10 protein-coding genes are annotated in these 22159 nt (G+C 74.4%); 8 read left to right on the top strand and 2 right to left on the bottom strand.

What is annotated here, in order from left to right:
* Positions 1-76 precede the first annotated feature (76 nt).
* Positions 77-10195, bottom strand: a complete 10119-nt coding sequence (locus AC4MBH_RS06815) for a hypothetical protein (protein WP_491793737.1) — start codon at positions 10193-10195, stop codon at positions 77-79.
* A gap of 130 nt (positions 10196-10325) precedes the next feature.
* Positions 10326-11090 (bottom strand): phosphatase PAP2 family protein, encoded by a 765-nt coding sequence (locus tag AC4MBH_RS06810; protein WP_491793735.1) that lies wholly within the window; start codon positions 11088-11090, stop codon positions 10326-10328.
* A gap of 271 nt (positions 11091-11361) precedes the next feature.
* On the opposite strand from AC4MBH_RS06810, the gene smc reads away from it, so the two are divergent.
* The 8 genes from smc to AC4MBH_RS06770 all read left to right on the top strand — a co-directional run bounded on the left by smc (position 11362) and on the right by AC4MBH_RS06770 (position 22140).
* Positions 11362-14937, top strand: coding sequence for a chromosome segregation protein SMC (gene smc / locus AC4MBH_RS06805; RefSeq protein WP_491793734.1), 3576 nt, complete (start codon positions 11362-11364; stop codon positions 14935-14937).
* On the top strand, positions 14937-15410 hold the full coding sequence (locus AC4MBH_RS06800) for an acyl-CoA thioesterase (protein ID WP_491793732.1): 474 nt from the start codon (positions 14937-14939) through the stop codon (positions 15408-15410). The genes smc and AC4MBH_RS06800 overlap by 1 nt, the downstream gene beginning before the upstream one ends.
* Complete coding sequence (locus AC4MBH_RS06795) at positions 15407-16219, top strand: methyltransferase domain-containing protein (protein WP_491793730.1); 813 nt, start codon at positions 15407-15409, stop codon at positions 16217-16219. Before AC4MBH_RS06800 ends, AC4MBH_RS06795 begins: the two co-directional genes overlap by 4 nt.
* 193 nt (positions 16220-16412) lie before the next feature.
* Positions 16413-16616 (top strand): hypothetical protein, encoded by a 204-nt coding sequence (locus AC4MBH_RS06790; protein WP_491793728.1) that lies wholly within the window; start codon positions 16413-16415, stop codon positions 16614-16616.
* Between the two features lie 34 nt (positions 16617-16650).
* Positions 16651-17793 (top strand): signal recognition particle-docking protein FtsY, encoded by a 1143-nt coding sequence (gene ftsY, locus AC4MBH_RS06785; protein WP_491793726.1) that lies wholly within the window; start codon positions 16651-16653, stop codon positions 17791-17793.
* Between the two features lie 186 nt (positions 17794-17979).
* The gene (locus tag AC4MBH_RS06780) at positions 17980-19302 is read left to right on the top strand and encodes an ammonium transporter (protein ID WP_491793725.1); all 1323 of its coding nucleotides are present in this window, start codon (positions 17980-17982) and stop codon (positions 19300-19302) included.
* Positions 19299-19637, top strand: coding sequence for a P-II family nitrogen regulator (locus AC4MBH_RS06775; RefSeq protein WP_491793723.1), 339 nt, complete (start codon positions 19299-19301; stop codon positions 19635-19637). Before AC4MBH_RS06780 ends, AC4MBH_RS06775 begins: the two co-directional genes overlap by 4 nt.
* Positions 19638-19902: 265 nt before the next feature.
* Complete coding sequence (locus AC4MBH_RS06770; RefSeq protein WP_491793721.1) at positions 19903-22140, top strand: [protein-PII] uridylyltransferase; 2238 nt, start codon at positions 19903-19905, stop codon at positions 22138-22140.
* Positions 22141-22159 lie beyond the last annotated feature (19 nt).

The following is a 22159-nucleotide window of genomic DNA, read 5'->3' as shown; positions in this document are numbered from 1 at the left end:
TTCCGGAGGTTGGTGGGCGTGGAGGACCTCCGCACCCGGTGGGGTCGTCGCGCCGGGGACGGCGCGACGGGGGAGGTCAGCCGGTCTCGCAGACGAAGCTGCCGGCGCCGCGGTAGGGCGTGATGCGCTCGACGGCGGGGATCGCCAGCTCGGTGGCCCCGACCGCGCCCGTGGCGACCGCCAGCTGCCGCAGCGCGGAGGTCATCGACGAGCTCGGGGTGCGGAGGACCTTGCCGGCGCCGTAGCCGGACTGGCACACCTGGTAGTGGTTGAGGTTCGCGCGCCAGTCGACGAGTCGGTCGCCCTGCACCGTGCGGGTGCTGCCGGCGTCGCCCTGGTCGGACTGCATCGCGTCGGCACCCGACCCGCCGTACAGGACGTCGCGACCGTTGAGGGTGCGCCGGCGGCGGTCGGTGTCCTCGACGGGGGCGACGGCCTGCCACAGCCGCGGGTCGCTGGTGCGCCGCTTGACGTCGAGCAGGTCGTTGCCGGACCCGCCGAAGAGCCGGTCGTGGCCGGTGCCGCCCCAGAGGGTGTCGGCGGCGTCACCGGCGAAGACGACGTCGTCGCCGGCGCCTGCGTTGGTGACGTCCTTGCCGGCGCCGCTGTGGACGGAGTCGGAGCCGTCGCCGCCGAGGACGACGTCGTCGCCACCGAGCGTCGACTGGGTCAGCGTCACGACCCGCACCAGCGTGCCGCGCGGGCGGACGCGCTCGCGCAGGAAGCCACGGTCGTCGGCGATGGTGCGGTCGACCGCACCCAGGGCCGCCGCGGGCGTGGGCACGTCGACACCCTGGTCGCCGAGGAGGGCGTCGTCGCCGTCCCCGCCGTCGAGGACGTCGCCCGGCACCCGCTGGCCGCGGTGGAGCTGCTGCGGCCGGGAGGTGCGGGTGTTGTCGAGCTGGCCGTAGAGGTCGTCGTCGCCCGCGTCGCCGGAGAGCCGGTCGCTGCCGGACCACACGCCGGCCTTCTCGTCGGCCATCGCCACCTGGCGCACCACGTGCGGGCCGGAGGCGCCGCCGGTGAGGACCGTGCCGGCGCCGTTGCGGGTGATCCGGCCGTTGTCGCCGAGCAGCACGTCGCGGGCGTCCCCTCCGGTGAGGACGTCGTTGCCGTCGACGAGGCCGGCGGCAGAGCGGTCGATCGTCGTGGTCACCGGCGTGAGCAGCCGGTCGACGACGCCGGGCCCGGACAGCGTGATGACCGACCCGGTGCTGGTCGAGCCGCCGCCGACGAGGTCGTCCTCGCCGGTGCCGCCGTCGAGGGCGTCGTCGCCGACGTTGCCCTCGAGGTAGTCGTCGTCGGCGCCGCCCGAGACAGCGTCGTCGCCGGCCTGGCCGAAGAGGAGGTCGCGGCCGGCCGCACCGGCGACGGAGTCGTCGCCGCCCGCGCCCACCGGTGCCGGGCCCGTGGCCGTGACCACGTCGAGCAGCACCACCGAGCGCAGTCGCGTGCCGTCGGCACGCGTGCTGGGGGCGGCCGCGGGTCGGGTGAGGTGGCCGTTGTCGCCGAGCGCGACGTCGTCGCCGGACCCGGTGTCGATGTCGTCCTCACCATCGAGCAGGCGGACGTCGGGGTCGGCCGTCGCGGGGACGGCGCTGGTCAGGCGCGTACCGGTCTCGCCCAGGGGGAGCCCGTCGGCGGCCGAGGAGCCGCCGAGCACGTCGTCGTCGCCGGCGTCACCGGTGACCGTGTCACCGCCGCTGTTGCCCTCGAGGTAGTCGTCGCCGGAGCCGCCGCCGACGAGGTCGTCGCCGCCCTGGCCGAAGACCTGGTCGGCGAACCCGTCGCCGCGCAGCGTGTCGGCGCCCCCGGTGGCGGGGGCGACGTCGCTGTCGGAGGTGGCGACGTCGTGGAGCTCGACGACGTACGCCGGACCCACGTGGTCGGGGCCGGTGAGGTCCGCGCGCCACGTCGGGAGCGCGTTGTCGCCGACGACCAGGTCGGCGCCGTCCTCGCCGTCGGGACCGCCGTCGCCACGGACGAGGTCGCCGCCGTCGGGCTGGCCGGCACCGTCGCGGAGCACGGCGTAGCGGGTGCGGGTGGTGGGGTCGACGGTGGAGCCGCCGACGACGACGTCGTCGCCGTCGTCGCCCCAGGCCTTGTCGTCCCCGCGGCCACCCTCGACGACGTCGTCGTCGGGACCGCCACGCACCAGGTCGGCACCGGGGGAGCCGATCACGAAGTCGCAGTCGTGGCCGCCGTACAGCTCGTCGTAGGCCAGCGGGGTGCCGGGCGAGGCGACCGGGGTGCCGGTCACGCCGTCGGCGGCCAGCAGGGTCAGGTGGCGCGTGGTCGGGGCCGTGCCACAGATCAGGGCGCTGTCGGCGAACCGGAGCGCGGACCCGGACGTCGCCCGCACCGCGGCCGGGGTGAGGCCGGACGTGGCGGTCCAGGGCACGGCCGGGTCGGTGACCGCGGTGACGATCGCCTCGGAGACGGCGATGCCGTTCTCGGCCACCAGCACGTCCTCGGCGCGGCCGCCGAGGAGCACGTCCTGGCCGTCGGCGGCACCGGCGCTGTCGCTGCCACCGACCAGGTCGTCGGCGCCCTCGTTGCCGCGCAGGCGGTCGTCGCCGTCGCCACCGAGGAGGTGGTCGTCGCCCGTGCCGCCGACCAGGAGGTCGTGGTGCGGGCCACCGAGGAGGACGTCGGTGCCGTCGTCGCCGAGCAGCAGGTCGTTGCCGTCGCCGCCGTCGGTGAGGTCGGTGCCGCTGCCGGCGCCGAGGTAGTCCGAGCCCCGGCCGCCGCGGAGCTCGTCGGCGCCGTCGTCGTCGAGGAGGCAGTCGCCGTCGGCATTGCCGGTGGCCGCGTCGAGCATCGAGGGCAGGTCGATCGCGCCGGTGTCGTCGGAGTCGACGTCACCGTCACGGTCGAGGTCGACCGCGCCGTCCACCACGACGGTCTCCCCGGCGAGCAGGCCGGTGAAGGCGTCGGTCGTGCCCGGGGTGCGGACGAGGCCGTCGACGACCTCGAGCCCGGCGAGCTGACCGGTGTCGGCGGTGATGCCCTTGTCGACGTCGGCCGGTCCGGCGAGCAGGTCGTCGTCGAGGTCGACGAGCCCGCGGACGACGCGCGTCGTGGGGGCACAGGCGTAGAGGCGGTGCGAGACCGGGGGAGCGGGTCCGCCCGTGGCGACGGTGTCGCGCCCCTCGCCGTACGACGCGTCGTCGCCGCCCTCGCCGAGCACGAGGTCGGAGCCGGCGCCGCCGGCGAGCACGTCGTCGCCGTCGCCGCCCTCGAGGTAGTCGGCGCCGGTGCCGTTGGCCGCCCCGCCGAGGGAGCCGTCGAGCACCTGACCGGTGCTGCCGGCGCGGACCAGGGCGGCGTCGTCGCCGAGGACGACGTCGTCGCCGGGGCCGGCTTCGACGCGGTCGTCGTCGGTGCCGCCCCGGATGACGTCGTTGCTGGTGCCGTCGTCCTCGGCGCCGTCGCCGGAGATCTCGTCGTCGCCGGCACGGCCACAGATCTGGTCGGGGCCGGAGCCGCCGTCGAGGGTGTCGGGGCCGTCACCGCCGATCACGACGTCCTTCTCCGCGCCGCCGGTGACGAAGTCGGCGCTCGCTGCGCCCGACAGCGTCGCGCCCGAGACGCAGAAGGTGTCGAGCTGGCTGTCGCCCGGGACCCTGGCGGTCTGGACGGTCACGTCCTGGACGACCGGGTTGGTGGCGCCCGGGTAGAGCACCTTGACCGGCCGGTTGCCGTCGTCGCGGAAGAGCGTGCCGAGGCCGGCGCCGGTCAGGGCGGACGGACCACCGACGACGACGTCGGAGCCGTCGCCGCCGTCGACGTTGTCGGTGCCGTCGCCGCCGATGACCACGTCACCGCTGTCGAACCCGGCCCGCACCTGGGCGACGACCTCGTCCTCGCCCGCGTCGTCGGGCTGCACGAGCACGGCGCGGACGTCGCGGCCGGTGCCGCCGACCACGCTGTCGTTGCCGCCCTGGCCGTCGACCCGGTCGGCGCCCGGGCCGCCCTGCACCCGGTCGTTGCCGCCGCCACCCCGGACGTCGTCCTGACCGGCGGCGCCGTTGACGACGTCGTCACCCTCGCCGCCGGTGGCGACGTCGTCGCCGAGGCTGGTGTCGATGGAGTCGCTGCCGCCCTCGCCGTCGACCGCGACGTCGTCGCCCGAGCCGCTGACGAGCAGGTCGTTGCCGGGGCCGCCGGTCAGCGAGCTGATGGTGGTGTCGAAGGCCGTCGTGCGCAGCTCGAGCTCGTCGTCCTCACCCGAGACGAAGTCCTCGCCGGCCAGGAACGACAGCTTGTCGTCCTCCTCGCCGCCGTCGGCCACGAAGGTCGGTGCCGTGGAGCGCTCCGTGAACGTCTGGACCGTGGGGTTGGTGGCCGAGATGGCCTCGCCGGAGGCGTAGGTCGACACCTTCCAGTCGTCCCCGACCTGGGCCACGTCGACGTTCTGCACCCGGCCGTCGCCGGAGATCTCGTACGACGTCACGCCGTCGCCCTTGGCGAACTGGCGCACCTCGAAGTCGTCGGCGCGGTCCCGGTCGTTGTCGTTGGCCGAGCCCGGCAGCCTGCCGTCGGTGTTGTCGCCCGTGGTCAGCACGAGGTCGCCCGCGGCGTTCGTCTCGACGAGCGTCGGGACCGCGGTGGGGCAGTCGTACTGGAAGAGCGGGTAGGGCCCGAGGCGCAGGATGTCGAACTCGTACTCGAGGGAGGTGAAGAGCAGCTCGATCTCGATGTAGACCGAGATGTAGGCCTCGATCTCGGCGCTGGCCTCGAAGGCGCACGACGCGTCGCCGCTGAAGGTCTCCTCCAGCTCGGCCACGCGCAGGCGGCCGTCGTCGTTGGGGTCGTTGAGGTCGAGGTTGATCGTCAGCGTGATGCCGCCCTTGAGGCCGGCGGTGACGATGCCGATGCTGACGCCGGCCCCGGCCTCGAGCGTCGTGACCACCTTGACCTCGGGCACGTCGACGCCGTCGGCGTCGAGGTCGTCGATGTAGAAGCCCTCGCGGATCACGTCGCCGGCGTCGAACTCGTCGGCGTAGTAGTCCTCCAGGGCCTGCGCGTCGCCCTCGGGGACCGACCGGGCCGCAAGGGTCTGCGGGTAGGAGTCGAAGCCCATCGCGAGGCGGCCCTCGACGTTGATCGAGCCCCCGACGAACGGCTTGATCGGCACCGGGCCGGCCATGATCGGGCCGAACTCCGCCTTGTAGGCCACCGAGGCCTGGAGGGTGCCGAAGTCGAGGCGGAAGTACGACGCCTCGCCCTCCCCGGTCAGCAGGTCCATGACCTGGCTGGTGTCGGAGAGGAACGGCAGCGAGAAGCCCGGCAGCTGGCCGGTGATCGAGCGGGTCGTCTGGGCGACCGTCTTCTTGTTGTTGCGGTTGCCGGCGCGGTTGGCCTGCGTGGTCTGGCCGGGAGCCCCGGTCGCGGACTTGTCGGCGGCGAGCGCGTCGTCGTCCGCACACGGCTTGGGCTTGGTCTTCGACACCGTCGTGGTCGGCGTCCCGCCGGGGGTGGCCGGCGGCGTGGTCGTCGCGGTCCTCACCGTCTCGGTGCACTTCTCGTACAGCTGCACGTCGGAGGGCTCCACGGTCAGCAGCGCCCCGGCCGCGTCGACCTTCTCCAGCGGCACCTTGCCGGCCGCCAGCTCCTTGAGGGCCTTGCTGACGTCGGCCGCGCCGCCGATCAGCCCGATGACCCGGTGGGCCAGCTGGAGCTGGGCCTTGCCGGAGGCCTTGCCCAGCAGCTCGAGGAGGCTGAGCAGGGAGACCTCGTCGCCGCCCGCGAGCTCGGAGAGGTCGGAGATGACCGGGATCGGGCTGCGCAGCACGTCGACGACGTCGCGCACGGGGGCCAGGTAGGGGTCGATGGTGGCGAAGACCTTGCCCACGGCCGTGGCGATCGCGCCGACGTCGAGCGTGACGTCGTCGTAGGACACGTCACCGAACTCGCCGGTCGTCCAGGGGATGGCGATCGTGCCGGCGAGGCCCAGCACGCCGTCGTCCTGGGCCAGGGTCTCGAAGGCCAGGCGCAGCCCGGTCTCCTCCGGGCCCGTGTCCGGAGCGGCGAAGGTCGGCGTGGCATCGAGGTCGCCCTCGTAGAGGTCGAAGAGGTCGTAGGTGCCGGCCTTCGGCTCGAGCAGGATCGTCGTGCGCAGGTCGCGGTCGTTGGCGTTGGCGGCCGTGACCGTGGCCGGCAGGTAGCCGACGATCGCCTTGATCGAGGCCGGCATCGTGGCCGTCACCTCGTTCTCGAGCTCGTCGTCGGCGCCGACGACGACCTGGGGTCCGACGCCCCGCGTGAGCTGCAGCGTGATCGGGAGGGTCCAGCTGGTCGTGGTCGCCACCTCGGCCACGGAGCGGACCTCGAGCCCGGCGAGGCCGGTGTCGAAGGGGATCGCGCCGTCGGGCCGCGACCCGGCCAGGTCGGTGGCGATGCTGACGGTGGTCCAGCCGGTGCTGGTCTGGTCGGTGCAGGCCACGAGCTTGTTGCGGGGGCCGCACAGGACCTTCGCGGTCACCGCGGCCGGCTGGATGTCGGTCAGGCCGGTGGTCCGGTTGACCGCGCGGGCGACGGCGTCGTCGAGCTCCGCCTGCAGGTCGGAGGCCTTGGTGGCGTTGGCGACCGCCGGCTTGGCGAGCTCGTCACGCAAGGCCGAGGTGAGCGTGGTCAGGATGTCGTCAACGCCGGCGCCGGCGTCGAGGTCGGTGCCGATGAGGGGCGCCGAGACCGGCGCGCCCTCCGGGCCGAGGTTGCGCGGGGCCGCGCCGTCGGTGGCGAGCCCGAGCGCGGAGGCGTAGCCGTCGAGGCCCTCGGCGAGGTACTGGACCTGCATCGGGTCGGGGGCCGGCGCCACGGTGCCGGCGCCGCCGGAGGAGTCGGTGGCGTCGGCGGCGTAGCGGATCACGTCGTCGGTGCCGACGGCGAGGTCGGCCACGGCCGCGCGGCCCTCGCGGGTGCCGCTGCGGGTGGTCTGCAGCACTCCCTCGGTGGTGGCGGTGGGGGCGGCGTACCGGGTGCGGACCTGGACGCCGAGGCCAGCGGAGCTGCCGGGCGCGAGCACCTTGAGCGCGGCCACGCCGGCCTGGAGCGGGTGGCCGGCCAGGTCGGTGCCGGGCAGCGCGAGGGTGGCGTCGGAGACGGTGCCGGTGGCGGCGTCGACGACGGGGCGGGCGGTGGTGCGGTCGACCTTGATGGCGAGCGTGGTGGTCGAGTCGACCGTGACGGGCACGGTCGCGGTCCTGCCGTCGCCGCGCCGGCCGCTGGTCACCTGGCCGCGGCCGTTGACGGCGTTGTCGTCGAGACGGAGCTCGGCGTCCTCGGTGTGGGGTGCCTCCTCCGTGCCGGGCGTGCTGGCCTCGAGCCGGACGCCGAGCTGGGCGGAGTCGAGGTCGTAGGAGATCACCGGGCTCCAGTCGCCCTCGCCGTCGAGCCGGACGAGCGAGCCGACGGCGCGGCTGAGCTCCTGGGCGCTGGAGACGTGCGGGGTCGTCGTGGAGCCGGTGCCGTCCTCCTCGTCGGCGGTCGCGGCCGCGGCGATGGCGGAGAGACCCTGGCGCAGTGCCTCGCGCTCGTCGGCGAGCTGGGCCGGGGTCAGGGCGACGAGCGGCAGCGTCGAGGTGTACTGGTCGAAGGCCAGCGGGGTGGTCTCGGCGACGTTGTCGCCGGTGAGGCGGTCGAACTCGGCGAGGCCGGTGGACAGTCCCTCGACGACGGAGTCGCGCAGGGCGAAGGGGTCACCGACCACGACCAGCTCGAGGACCTGCTCGTCGGTGAGGCCCGTCTGGCCGTCGACGGCGGTGAGCCCCGCACAGGTCAGGGCGTCGGGCCCGGTCAGGGTGACGCTCTGGCACGCGAAGCCGTCGCCCAGGAGCCGGCGCGCGACCTCGGTGCCGGCGGCGTCGGTGACGTTCAGCGCCTGGTACAGCGTCTTGCCGTCCGGGAGCGAGGTCACCTCGACCGTCACCGTGTCGGGCGCGGTGCCGGTGCCCTGCTCGACCTGGGCGGTGCCGGTGAGGAACGCGGCCGGCACCGGGTCGAAGACGCGCAGCTTGGCGTAGGTGTCGCTGAAGGTGACGGTGGGCAGCCCGACGGGGCCCCACGCGACCCGCGCCGAGCCGGACGCGGGCGTCGAGCCGCCCGTGGCGTACGTCGTGCCGGACAGCGGCTGCTCGGTCGCGTCGAAGCCGATCGAGGCGGTCACGGCCGACACCAGCCTGACCTGCTGCGGGTCGAGCGCGCCGCTCTCGCCGGTCATCAGCGCCGAGATCGCCAGGGGGTCGGTGACCTTCCCCCCGGCCGGCGCCACGCGGTCGAGCGTCACGGCCGGGCCCGAGCCGGTCCTGCCGAGCTCGAGCTCGGTGAGGTCGGCCTCCACCCCGAGGAAGCCGATCCGGGCGGGGAGGTCGGTGACGCCGGTCGGTGCGGTGGCCTCGAGGTCCTCGATGCGCAGCAGCGAGGCGTCCTTCGGCAGCAGGTAGGTCTCGCGCGAGAGGCCCTCGGCGACCGTGCCGGTCTGGATGCCGAAGCCGACGTCGAACGTCGCGTCGCGCGCCGTGGCGTCGGCCCGGGTGGTCGGGTCCTCGGTGAAGTCCTCCTCGTCGTCGGCGGCGTCGGAGCCGAGGCCGGTGAGGCCGACGAGGGCACCCACCGTGCTGGGGTTGCCCACGGTCAGCGGCGCGGTGGCCGAGGGCTGGGAGATGGCGACGGCGACGTCGAGCCGGGCGTCGGACAGCGTGGCCGCGGCGGTCGAGTCGTCGATCTCCTGGATGCGTCGTACGACGTCCTGCACCGTGTGCGGCACCGTGCGGGCGGTCAGGCGCTGGCCGCCGGCGGTGAAGGAGACCTGGAGGTCGGGTTCGCCGTCGGCACCGTCGATCTGGACGACGTCGCTGGGTGCCTCGCCGAGGGCGGCGTCCGGGGGGTTCTCGGCGATCGTGCCGCCGTCGCGGGTCGACCACTCGATCCCGGTGGTCGTGCCCAGGCCCTGGGCCGTCGTGGCCTGGCAGTACATCGTGTCGCCGGGGGCGCCGACGCCGGTCGGCGGGTTGGTGGGGGACACCCCGCACACCACCTGGGCCGACGCCGCCGTGGACAGCAGGTCGAGCAGGTCGTCGCCGGGCGAGAACAGGTCGGACGTGCCGCCGCCCAGGTTGGGGAACGGGACGTCGGCCGCCTCCTGCAGCGAGAGGACCGAGCCGGTGTACTGCGCCAGCGACATCAGGCCGTCGACCATCGTCAGCCGGGTGGCCCGCCGCAGCGCCGAGCCGTAGGAGCCGCCGTCGGCCGTGGCGGCCGCGACCGCGTCAGCGGCGGTCGGCCACACGCCGTCGGCCGCGATGTCGGCCTCGGTGAGCGTGAGGGTGCCGGATCGGTCGGCCGTGGTGGTGGTCGTGTCGGGGGCGTCGCCGATCGAGTCGGGCAGCCGCACGTCGAGGGCGATGTCGACGTCGTCGTCGCCGGTCGTGACGCGGAACAGGTCGGGCAGTGTGGAGTAGCGGAGGTCCTCCAGCGTGAGCACGCTGCGGCCGTCGGGGTCGCGCATCGTGATCACCTGGTCGCGGGCGATGGCGTAGCGGCCGCCGGTGACGTCGATCTCGGTGAAGCCCTGCCGGGCGCCGAACGCGGCGATGCTGGGGTTGGCGATGTCGACGTTCAGGTCGAGGACGGGCTGGCTGACCAGGGCGACGCGGAGCAGCGGGTCTTCCTGGTCGGGGTCGACGGCCACGACGAACGGGTCGGACTCCTTGGTCTGGAGCTCGACCGTGACCTGCCCGGCGCCCTGGTTGGCGCCGAGCCGGAGGTCGCCGTCGTCGTGGACGAGCTCGAGGGCGGTGGTCACCTCACGCCCGTAGGTGAAGGCGATCGTGGCCGGGTCGTCGTCGTAGGTCGTGTCGACGGTGATGCCCTCGACCTTGTCGAGGGCCTCCTCGAGGTCGGTGCCCGTCAGCGCCGACCGCAGGCTGCCGGCCAGGCTCCGGTCGAGGTCGAGCACCTCGGCCAGCGACGTCGTGGTGAACGGCAGCGGCGTCGCGAGCTCGGGCGTGCGCCCCACCGCGGAGACGGCACCGGCCACGGCGACGACGCCGGCGCGGAGCGTGGAACCCTCGCTGGGCGCGGGCGCCGGGGCTGCCGCCGCTGCGGACGGCAGGAGCACGGGTGCCCCCGAGAGGAGCAGTCCTCCGGTCGCGGCCGCGACGACGTACCGACGAAAAGTGCTGCTGCCCACGACGAATCCCCCACCCCTGGTGCCCGCGCGCGGCTGCGCACGAGCAGGGACCGGTCTATCCCCTGCCGGGGACCGGCCGCAGGGAAACCGCCACAACTTGCTCCAGGAGGGGCCCGTGGGCCCAGGAGGACTAGCCCACCCGGGCGGGGAGCGCCGGCTGCTCGTCGACAGCCGGCTCCACCTGCGAGGACCGCGGGCGATCCCCGAGCAGGCCGAACGCGACCGCGGAGAGCAGCACCACCACGACGGCGAGCAGCGTGCCGCCGACCACGTCGGTGGGGAAGTGGCGCCCGAGCAGCACCCGGTCGAGGGCGATGACCCCGACCATCCCGGCGCCCACGCCGGCGACGAGCGAGGTGATCGTCTGGCGGGCGGCGTGGGTGGCGGTCAGCGTCCAGGTCACCACGACCAGGACGCCGACCAGCGCGGCCATCGACGAGGCGTGGCCCGAGGCGAAGGCGAAGCTGTCGTGGTGGCCCTCGGCCAGCTGCCACTCGGGACGGACCCGGTCGACGGACTCCTTGACGACGGTCGTGAGCTGGGAGGTGACGAAGGTGGCGACCAGCGTGAAGCCGGCCAGCCGGGGCGCGCGGACCGCGAGGAGCGCCAGGCCGACCAGCGCCGCGTAGACGGTCATGGCGCCGCGGCCGAAGGCGACCTCGACGTGGACCAGCAGCGGGTCGAGGCCCTGCGCGGTGGCCCACCCGGCCAGCAGGCGCCCGGTCTCGTCGAACCAGGCGGTCCACCCGGCCGTCACCGCGGCGGTGAGCACGAGGAGCGCGACGAGGGAGGCGGACGCGGCCCGCAGGGCGCGGCGTACGTCGGAGGGCTGGGGTCGGGTGTCGTCCGGGCTCCCGGCGGTGGTCGCCGGCGGCCGGGCGGGGGACTCGATCACGGAGCAGGGCCTCTCGTCGGAGCGGCGGTCGGGCTGACTGCCTCGGTACCCGCTCACTGTGGCCACGCGCGCCTGAAAGGCGGGCAAAGCGTTCCTCAAGGAGACGTTAAGAGTCGGACGACGCTCGGGTGCGCGGTCGAGCGTGCCGTCCCGCGTGCCGCCCGTGCCGGGTCCGCGGCCCCGGGTAGGGTGAGCGACGCTGAGCTTCCCCCGCGTCAGTGCCACCAGAGCGACCCCGACGTCGTACCCCACCGGTCACGGAGCCCGAGCGTTGTACCTCAAGAGCCTGACCCTCAAGGGCTTCAAGTCCTTTGCGTCGGCGACCACGCTGCAGCTCGAGCCGGGCATCACCTGCATCGTCGGTCCCAACGGCTCCGGCAAGTCCAACGTCGTCGACGCGCTCGCGTGGGTGATGGGCGAGGCCAGCGCCAAGAGCCTGCGCGGCGGCAAGATGGACGACGTCATCTTCGCCGGCACCTCCGGCCGCCCACCGCTCGGCCGCGCCGAGGTCGTCCTCACCATCGACAACTCCGATGGCGCGCTGCCGATCGAGTACGCCGAGGTGACGATCAGCCGCACCATGTTCCGCTCCGGCGGTTCCGAGTACGCCATCAACGGCACCGGCTGCCGGCTGCTCGACGTCCAGGAGCTGCTCAGCGACTCCGGCATCGGTCGCGAGATGCACGTCATCGTCGGGCAGGGCCAGCTCGACACGATCCTGCACGCCACGCCCGAGGACCGGCGGGGCTTCATCGAGGAGGCGGCCGGCGTCCTCAAGCACCGCAAGCGCAAGGAGAAGGCGCTCCGCAAGCTCGACGCCACCGACGGCAACCTCACCCGCCTCGGCGACCTGCTGCACGAGCTGCGTCGCCAGCTCAAGCCGCTGGGCCGCCAGGCCGAGGTGGCCCGCCGGGCGGCCGGGGTCCAGGCCGACGCCCGCGACGCCCGCGCCCGGCTGCTGGCCGACGACCTGGTCATCGCCCGCACGGCGCTCGAGCAGGAGATGGCCGACGAGACCGTGCTGGTCGAGCGCCGCGAGCAGGTCGAGGCCCAGCTCGCCACGGCCCGGCAGCAGGAGGCGACGCTCGAGGCCGCCCTGCGCGAGGACCTGCCGGCACTCAACCGGGCGCAGGAGACGCAGTACGCCCTCTCGGGCCTGCGCGAGCGCATCCGCGGCACCCAGGGTCTCGCCGCCGAGCGCATCCGCAACGCCGCCGGGGTCGCCGAGACCACCCACGACCAGGGCAAGGACCCCGACGCGATCGAGGCCGAGGCCGCCCGGGTGCGCGCGCAGGAGGAGCAGATCGGCGCCGAGGTCGACGCCGGCCGCACCGCCCTCGAGCAGGCCGTCGCAGCGCGCCGGGCCGCCGAGGACGCCGCCGCCGAGGAGGAGCGCCGCATCGCCGCGCTGCAGCGCGCCGCCGCCGACCGGCGCGAGGGGTTGGCCCGGCTGCACGGCCAGGTCAACGCGCTGCGCTCGCGCGCCGCGGCCGCCGCCGACGAGGTCGGCCGGCTCGCGCTGGCCCGCGAGGAGGCCGTCGCCCGCGCCGAGCGCGCCCAGCGTGACTTCACCGCGCTCGAGACCCGGGTCGCCGGGCTCGACGCCGGCGAGGAGGGCCTCGACGCCGAGCACGAGGCGGCCGTCTCGCTGCTCGACGACCTCGAGGAACGCCTCGCCAAGGTCCGCGCCGAGGTGCAGCAGGCCGACCGCGACCGCTCCACCCTGGCCGCGCGCAAGGACGCCCTCGAGATGGGCCTGGCGCGCAAGGACGGCGCCGGCGCGCTGCTCGCCGACAGCGACTCGATCGACGGGCTGATGGGCTCGGTCGCCGCGCTGCTCGGCGTCCGGTCGGGCTACGAGGCCGCGGTCGCCGCTGCCCTCGGTCCGGCCGCCGACGCCGTCGCCGTGGCCGACACCGCCGCCGCCGTCGCGGCGCTCACCCACCTCAAGGCCGGCGACCTCGGCCGCGCCGGGCTGCTGCTCGCCGGCGGCGCCCCACCCGCGCACGACTGGCCGCCGCTGCCCGACGGCGCCACCTACGCCATCGACGTGGTCGAGTGCCCCGACCGGCTGCGTCCCGCACTGACCCGGCTGCTCGACCGCGCCGCGGTCGTCGACGACCTCGACGCAGCGCGGGCGCTGGTGGAGGCCCGGCCCGACGTCACGGCCGTGACCCGTGACGGTGACCTGCTCGGCGTCCACGTCGCGGCCGGCGGGTCGCGCCACCAGCAGAGCCTGATCGAGATCCAGGGCGCGGTCGACGAGGCGGCCGAGGCGCTGCTCGAGGTCACCGCGGCGGGGGAGCGCCTGGGGTTCGACCTCAGCCGGCTCGAGTCCGAGCGGCTCGAGGCCCACAAGCGTGTCGACGTGGCGCTGGCCAAGCTGCACGAGTCCGACGCCACCCTGGCCGCCGTCGCCGAGGAGCTCGGCCAGTACGGCTCCCAGGCCCGCGCGGCCAAGGGCGAGGCCGAGCGGCTGGCCCAGGCGATCGCCAAGGCCGAGGCCGCCCGCGACCAGGACCTCGCTGGTCTGGCCGACCTCGAGCAGCGGCTCGTGGCCGCCGAGGCGACCGGCGACGACGGCCTCGATGCCGGCGCGGAGCCCGACACCGGTGAGCGCGAGCGGCTGGCCCAGGCCGCCAAGGCCGCCCGGCAGGGCGAGATGGACGCGCGACTGGCCCTGCGCACCGGCGAGGAGCGGGCCCGTGCCCTCCACGGCCGGGTCGACTCGCTGCTGCGCCAGGCCCGGGCCGAGCGCGAGGCCCGCGAGCGCGCCGCCGAGCGGCGCGAGCGACTGCTGCGCGAGGGCGCCACGGCCGAGGCGGTCGCGGTCGCGGCGTCGTACACGCTGGCGCGGCTGGAGGTCGCGATCCACGAGGCCACGCAGGCCAAGCAGGAGGTCGAGCGCGCGCGCAGCGGCCGCGAGCGCGACCTGCTCGAGGTCCGCGCCGCGTTGCGCGGCCTGGGCAAGGAGCACGACGAGCTGGTCAACAGCGTCCACCGCGACGAGATGGCCCGCGCCCAGCAGCGGATGCGCATCGAGCAGCTCGAGGAGCGGGTGCTCGACGAGCTCGGGATGGACGTCGAGGGCCTGGTCGCGGAGTTCGGACCCGACCAGCCCGTGCCGCCGCCGGCGTCGGTCGAGGTGCCCGAGGGCCAGGAGCCGCCCGAGCCCGTGCCGTACGACCGCGAGGAGCAGCAGAAGCGGCTGCGCACCGCCGAGCGCCAGCTGCGCGACCTCGGCCGGGTCAACCCGCTGGCGCTGGAGGAGTTCTCCGCGATGGAGGAGCGGCACAAGTTCCTCACCGAGCAGCTCGAGGACCTCCGGTCGACGCGCAAGGACCTCCTCGACATCGTCAAGGAGGTCGACCTCCGCGTCGAGCAGGTCTTCACCGAGGCCTACGCCGACGTCGAGAAGGCCTTCGACTCCACCTTCGCCCGGCTGTTCCCCGGCGGCGAGGGCCGGCTGGTGCTGACCGACCCCGACAACATGCTCACCACCGGCATCGAGGTCGAGGCGCGGCCGCCGGGCAAGAAGGTCAAGCGGCTCTCGCTGCTCTCCGGCGGCGAGCGGTCGCTGGTCGCGGTGGCGTTCCTGGTCGCGCTGTTCAAGGCCCGCCCGTCGCCGTTCTACATCCTCGACGAGGTCGAGGCCGCCCTCGACGACACCAACCTCGGCCGGCTGCTGGAGATCTACGAGGAGCTGCGCGAGAGCTCGCAGCTGCTCGTCATCACCCACCAGAAGCGCACCATGGAGGTCGGCGACGCCCTCTACGGCGTCACCATGCGCGGCGACGGCGTCAGCACGGTGATCAGCCAGCGACTGCGCGACCACCAGGACGCCTGATGGCCGACGTTCCCACCCGGCCCACCCGGCCCACCCGGGCCGACTACGTCGCCTGGCGCACCGCCACCACGCGCTGGTCCGACGACGACGTCTACGGGCACCTGAACAACGCGCGCTACTTCGACCTGATCGACACCGCCGTCAACGTCCACCTCGCCGAGGCCACCGGCACCGACATCCGACGGCTGCCGGCCATCGGCGTGGTGGCCGAGGTCTCGTGCCGCTACTTCGCCGAGATGGGCTACCCCGCCGACGTCGAGATGGGCCTGGTCGTCGACAAGGTCGGCACGTCGTCGGTCATCTACCGCGTCGGCCTCTTCCAGGGCGACGGCGACGAGGGGCTCCTGGCCCGCGCAGAGGGGCGCTTCGTGCACGTCTACGTCGACAACACCGACGGCGGCGCCCGGGCCGTCACGCCCCTGCCCGACGTCGTCCGCGACGCCGTCCTCCCGCTGCTGCGCGAGCCGGCATGACCGAGACCGCGATCTCGGCCACCCGCGGCCGCTACTGCCCCTGCTGCGACCGCCACCTGCGCGAGGGCTTCCTCCCCGGACCCGACGGACGCCCCGACGCCACCTGCCCCCGGTGCCGCTCGCTCGAGCGCCACCGCTTCTTCGCAGTCCTGCTCGGCGCGATCCGCCCCCAGATCGGCGAGGTCGGCACCCTGCTCGACGTCGCCCCCGCACCGCAGGCGCGGGCCCGGCTGCTCGAGCTCGAGCCCCGCAGCTACGTGCGCCTCGACCTGCGGCCCGGCCGCGGCGTCGACCTGCGCGGCAGCCTCACCGCGATGCCGCTGCGCGACCGGTGCGTCGACCTGCTGGTCTGCTACCACGTGCTCGAGCACATCGTCGACGACCGCGCCGCGATCGCCGAGATCGGCCGCGTCCTCGCCGCCGACGGCCTCGGCATCCTGCAGGTGCCCTGGCGTCCCGGCACCGTCACCGACGAGGACCCCGACGCCGACGAGGACGAGCGCATCCGCCGCTTCGGCCTCGCCGACCACGTCCGCTACTACGGCGACGACGTCGAGGACCGCCTCGTCGAGGGCGGCCTCGACGTCACCCGGGTCACCCCCGCCGACTACCTCGGCCCCGAGGCCAACGCCTGGATGGGCCTCGGCGTCGACCAGTCGGTCTGGCTGGTCCGCCCCGCCGACGCCCCCACCGCCTGGACCATCCCCACCACCAGCCCCCTCACCTCCACCCTCGACGCTCTCGTCTCCGAGCTCGCCCAGACCCGCCTCGAGCGCCAGGAGGCCCGCCGCGCCCTCCGCCGACGCTGACCCGTCGCACATGTACGACGGGTCAGCGTGAAGTCCGCGGTGACCCGTCGCATCGTTGCGACGGGTCAGCGTGAAATCGGCGGTGACCCGTCGCAACGATGCGACGGGTCGACCCCGGCTGGGACTGGTGGGGCTGGTGTGACACCGTGGTCGGTGCCCGTCGTACCCCGTCTCGGAGGAGTGCCCCCACGTCATGACCCCTGTCCTCGTCACCATGGCCGTCGTGCTGGTCGTCGCCGTCCTGGCCCTCGCGTACGCCGCGTGGCCGCACCGCGGTCAGCAGGTGCCCGGCGCCCCGTGGCTCGGCGACCTGCTGGAGCGGGCCTCCGAGGCCGTCCCGGTCGTCGACGACGGCGACCTGGACCCGCGGCCGGCCGAGCGGGTCGCCCGCCGATGAGCGCCTGACCCCCCTGGCTTGGTTGGATAGCGACATGGAGTGGCTCTACCTCGTCATCGGTCTCGCGGTCCTGGGCGTCGCCACGCTCGTCGGGCTGGTCACCACCCGCGGCCGTCGCCGGCCGACCCTCCCGCCGGCAGCGCGGACCGACGTCCTCGCGCCGCCGCCCGAGGTCGACGTCGACGCCGGCCCCGAGGCGCCGGTCACCGAGCCGCCGCTGGTCCAGCCGCCCCTCGAGGCGCCGCCGCGCGACCAGCCCGAGAGCACCAAGTCGCGGCTGGTCCGGCTGCGCGAGCGGCTGGCCGGCTCGCAGGGCGGCTTCGGCCGCGGCCTGCTGGCGCTGCTCAGCCGCGACCGGCTCGACGAGGACACCTGGGAGTCGATCGAGGACCTCCTCCTCACTGCCGACATCGGCGTCGCCCCGACCCAGCAGGTCGTCGACAACCTCCGCACCCGCCTGCGCGTCGGCGGCGCCGAGGCCGGTGACCCGCGCGCCGTGCTCCGCGACGAGCTGATCACCCTCGTCGACCCGACCATGGACCGCCGCCTGCAGGTCTCCGGCGCCGACGGCAAGCCCGGCGTCATCCTCGTCGTCGGCGTCAACGGCGCTGGCAAGACCACCACGGTCGGCAAGATCGCGCGCATCCTGGTCGCCGAGGACCGCACGGTCACCCTCGGTGCGGCCGACACGTTCCGCGCGGCCGCCGTCGACCAGCTCGCCACCTGGGGCGAGCGCGTCGGGGTCGAGGTCGTCCGCGGCCCCGAGGGCTCCGACCCCGCCAGCGTCGCGTTCGAGTCGGTGAAGAAGGGCGTCGACGACGGCGTCGACACCGTCATCGTCGACACCGCCGGCCGCCTCCAGAACAAGCAGGGCCTGATGGACGAGCTCGGCAAGGTCAAGCGGGTCATCGAGAAGCAGGCCACCGTCACCGAGGTGCTGCTCGTCCTCGACGCGACCACCGGCCAGAACGGCCTGATCCAGGCCCGCGTCTTCCGCGAGGCCGTCGACGTCACCGGCATCGTGCTCACCAAGCTCGACGGCTCCGCCAAGGGCGGCATCGTGGTCGCCGTCCAGCGCGAGCTCGGCGTCCCGGTCAAGCTCGTCGGCCTGGGCGAGGGCCCCGACGACCTCGCGCCGTTCGACGCCGGCGCGTTCGTCGACGCCCTGCTCGGCTGAAACCTCCCCGAAACAGAACCGCCGAACTCGTTTCCTGGCCGCAACATCACGCGGACGACGGCGAAATGTCGTGCCGCGAGAGTTCCCAGCGAATCGGGCGCCGAACAGTGACACCGCCGTCGCACCTCGTGTGCCCTCCCGAGCTCTCACTCCCATGGAGGTTCTGTGGACGGCTATTACGCCTTCATGCTCGTCGCAACGGCGCTCGTCCTGATGATGACCGTGCCTGCGCTGGCGCTGTTCTACGGCGGCATGTCCCGCTCGAAGTCCGTGCTCAACATGATGATGATGTCCTACGTCGCCGCGGCGATCGTCGGCATCCTCTACGTCGCCGTGGGCTGGTCGATGGGCTTCGGCGGCGACGGCACGTTCTTCGCCGACCCGTTCGAGCTGCTCTGGCTCGACGGCGTCACGACCGACACCTACATCGGTGTCATGTTCCAGATGACCTTTGCGATCATCACCGCCGCGCTGATCTCCGGCGCCGTGGCCGACCGGATGAAGTTCTCGGCCTGGCTGCTCTTCGTCCCGCTGTGGGCCGTGATCGTCTACTTCCCGCTGGCCCACATGGTCTTCAGCTGCACCGACGACTCGCTCATCTGCGGCCGCATCGGTGCCCAGGACTACGCCGGCGGCACGGCCGTCCACATCAACGCCGGTGTCGCCGCCCTGGTGCTGGTGATCTTCCTCGGCAAGCGCGTCGGCTGGCCCCGCGACAAGATGCGCCCGCACAACCTGACCCTCACCATGCTCGGCGCCGGTCTGCTGTGGTTCGGCTGGTACGGCTTCAACGTCGGCTCGATCGTCTTCGGCGGTGAGAGCGAGGAGGCCGACATGGCCCAGTTCTTCTCCGAGACCGGTCGCACGTTTGCCAACACCACCCTCGCCACGATGGCCGCCATCCTCGGCTGGCTGCTGGTCGAGCGGTTCCTGCACGGCAAGGCCACCTCGCTCGGCGCCGCGTCGGGCATCGTCGCGGGTCTGGTCGCCATCACGCCGGCCGCCGGCGCGGTCGACATCGAGGGTGCCGTCGCCATCGGCGCGATCGCCGGTGCCGTCTGCGCCTGGGCCGTCGGGCTGAAGTTCAAGCTCGGCCTCGACGACTCCCTCGACGTGGTCGGCGTCCACCTCGTCGGCGGCATCGTCGGCACCGTCCTGATCGGCGTCTTCTCGACCTCCGACGGTGCCGGTGGCGTCGACGGCCTCCTGTACGGCGGCGGCGCCGACTCGCTGGTCGACCAGGCGCTCGGCGTCCTCGTCGCCATCGCGTACTCGGGCATCCTCACCGCCGTCATCGCCGCGGCGATCAAGTTCACCCTCGGCCTGCGGATCTCCGAGGACGACGAGGTCGGCGGCATCGACCTCGCCGAGCACGGCGAGAGCGCCTACGACCTGCACTCGGGCAGCATCAGCGGCGGCGGCGGCGTGACCGGCGTCCTGGCCAAGCACACCGCGGCGCCCACCGCGCCGACCAGCTCCACCACCAGCAAGGAAGGGGCCGAGGCATGAAGCTCGTCACCGCGGTGATCAAGCCGCACAAGTGGGAGGACGTCCGCGAGGCGCTGGAGACCTTCGGCGTCACCGGCATGACCGTCAGCGAGGTCAGCGGCTACGGCCGGCAGAAGGGCCACACCGAGGTCTACCGCGGCGCGGAGTACGACATCGCGCTGGTGCCCAAGATCCGCATCGAGATCGTGGTCGACGACGGTGACGCCGACGACGTCGTCGGCATCGTCGTCAAGACCGCCCAGACGGGCCGGATCGGCGACGGCAAGGTCTGGGTCAGCCCGGTCGAGACCGTGATCCGGGTCCGCACCGGCGACAAGGACGAAGCCGCGCTCTGAGCCCCGCGTCGTGACAACGGCCCGGCTGTCGTGAGACAGCCGGGCCGTTCACACGCCCGGGCCGCCCCCGTGCCCGCATCCGCACCGCATCCGCACCGCCTCCGCACTGCTCCCAGGAAGGACGACGCATGAAGCTCGTGACCAGTCGGCCGCAGCGCCCGCACGGGCCGGATCGGCGGCGGCAAGACCTGGGTCAGCCCGCTCGACTCGGCGCTGCGGGTCCGCACCGGCGACCGCGACGCCGACGCGTCCTGACCGCCGTCCCGTGACCGCCGCCGAGCGCACCGCCCGCACCGCGGAGGCCGACGAGCTCTGCTCGTCGGCCTACCAGGCGCACGGCGGCCCCGAGACCGGGGTCGCGCTGGTGGCGGTGGGCGGCTACGGCCGCGGCGAGCTGGCGCCGTACTCCGACCTCGACGTGGTGCTGGTCCACGACGAGGACGTCGACCTCGGCGAGCTGGCCGAGCTGGTCTGGTACCCGATCTGGGACTCCGGCGCGCGCCTGGACCACTCGGTGCGGTCGCTGCCGCAGATGCTGGCGGCCGCCGAGGCCGACCACCGCGTGGCCTCGGGCCTGCTCGACGTGCGGCACGTCGCCGGCGACCCGCACCTCACCCTCCGGCTGAGGACCACGATGCTCACGCACTGGCGGCGTGGCGCCCGCGACCGGCTGCCCGAGATCCGCGCCGCGTCCGACTCCCGGCACGGGCTGATGGGCGAGCTCGCCCACCTCTCGGTGCCGGACCTCAAGGAGGCCGAGGGTGGGCTGCGCGACGCCACCACCCTGCGGGGCCTGGTCGCGACCTGGTTGGTCGACGTGCCGCACACCGAGCTCGAGCGCAGCCGCCAGGTGCTCCTCGACGTGCGCGACCTCGTGCACGCGCTGGCCGGGCGGGCCTCCGACCGGGTCGCCCCCGAGATGTGGCCCGAGCTGGCGGCGTCGCTCGACCTGCCCGGACGTCCCGGCCACCCGGAGGGCCACGCCGCGCAGGTGCTGGTGCGCGAGGCCGGTCGCCGGATCACGCACCTGACGCGGCTCGCCTGGCGCCGGGTCGACGGCGTCCTGACGGGCCCGACGTCGCCGCGGACGGCCCGTCGTCCGGTCCTCGAGCGGCTGGCGCCCGGCGTCGCGCTGTCGAAGGGCGAGGTGGTGCTCGAGCGCGCCGCCGACCCGGCCGGCGACCCGTTGCTCCTGCTGCGCGCCGCCGCGCTCGCCGCCGAGCACGGCGTCGCCCTGGCCCCGCCGACGGCCGCCCGGCTCGCGCGGGAGTGCGCCCCGCTGCCGGACCCCTGGCCCGAGGAGGCCCGGCACCTCCTGGTGCGGCTGCTCGCGTCGGGCCGCGGCCTGCTGGAGGTGTGGGAGACGCTCGAGGAGACCGGGGCGCTGGCCGGGCTCCTGCCCGAGTGGGAGCGGGTGCGGATGCTCCCGCACGCCTCGGTCATCCACCGCTTCACCGTCGACCGGCACGTGGTGGAGACCTGCATCGAGGCCTCCGCGCTGATCCGGTCCGTACGCCGTCCCGACGTGCTGGTGGTCGCGGCGCTGCTGCACGACATCGGCAAGGGCGGGCTGACCGAGCACAGCGTCGCCGGCGAGCCGATCGCCCGGCGGGTGGCGACCCGGATGGGCTTCGACGCCGAGGAGGTCGACCTGGTCGCGCTGCTGGTGCGCTGGCACCTGCTGCTCGCCGAGACGGCCACCACCCGCGACCCCGACGACCCGGCGACCGTCGAGCTAGTGACCTCCCGGGTGCCCACCGCGGAGGCCATGTCGCTGCTCAGCGCGCTCACCGAGGCCGATGCCAAGGCCACCGCGGCCAAGGCCTGGTCCTCCTGGCGCGCCGGCCTGGTCGTCGACCTCGCCCGGCGTGCCCACGCCGCCCTCGACACCGGCGTCTCGCTGCCGTCGATCACCACCGACGACGTCGCGCTGCCGGACGCGCTGCCGCCCGACTCGGTGTGGGTCGAGGTCGAGCCGCTCGCCGACGGGTGCCGGGTCACCGCCGTCGCCGCCGACCGGGTCGGCCTGCTGGCCGACCTCGCCGCGATGTTCGCCCTCCAGCGCGTGCCGGTGCGCGCCGCGCGGGTGTGGGCCCAGGGCGACCACGGGGTCTCGGTGTGGGAGATCGCCTCCGACCAGGTCGACGCGGCCATCCTGCGCACCAAGTACGACGCCATCGTCGGCGGCCGCCTCGACCCCGGCACCCGCTACGCCGGCACCGACGCCGCCACCGGCGACCTCGCCCCCAGCATCGTCGTCCGCCCCGAGGCCAGCGAGCAGGCGACCGTGCTGGAGGTGCGGGCCGCCGACCGACCCGGGGTGGTCTACCTGGTCTGTGCCGCGCTGGCGTCGCTGGAGGTGGCCGTGCGCTCCGCCCACGTCGACACGCTCGGCCCCCAGGCCGTCGACGTGTTCTACCTCCAGGAGCCGTCGGCGGGTGCGCTGTCGGAGACGCGCGCCGCCGAGGCCGCGCATGCCGTCCGGGCGGCGTTGTCGGGCTGAGCCGGCGCTGTCGGGCTGA

The sequence above is a fragment of the Nocardioides sp. WJ219 genome, assembly GCF_058559815.1.
This window is presented reverse-complemented; position numbering and strand designations above follow the sequence as displayed.

Excerpts from the sequence above, each read along its gene's own strand:
- AC4MBH_RS06800 (WP_491793732.1), top strand. The coding sequence starts at position 14,937 with ATGGCCGACGTTCCCACCCGGCCCACCCGGCCCACCCGGGCCGACTAC.
- AC4MBH_RS06795 (WP_491793730.1), top strand. The coding sequence starts at position 15,407 with ATGACCGAGACCGCGATCTCGGCCACCCGCGGCCGCTACTGCCCCTGC.
- AC4MBH_RS06790 (WP_491793728.1), top strand. The coding sequence starts at position 16,413 with ATGACCCCTGTCCTCGTCACCATGGCCGTCGTGCTGGTCGTCGCCGTC.
- ftsY (WP_491793726.1), top strand. The coding sequence starts at position 16,651 with ATGGAGTGGCTCTACCTCGTCATCGGTCTCGCGGTCCTGGGCGTCGCC.
- AC4MBH_RS06780 (WP_491793725.1), top strand. The coding sequence starts at position 17,980 with ATGCTCGTCGCAACGGCGCTCGTCCTGATGATGACCGTGCCTGCGCTG.
- AC4MBH_RS06775 (WP_491793723.1), top strand. The coding sequence starts at position 19,299 with ATGAAGCTCGTCACCGCGGTGATCAAGCCGCACAAGTGGGAGGACGTC.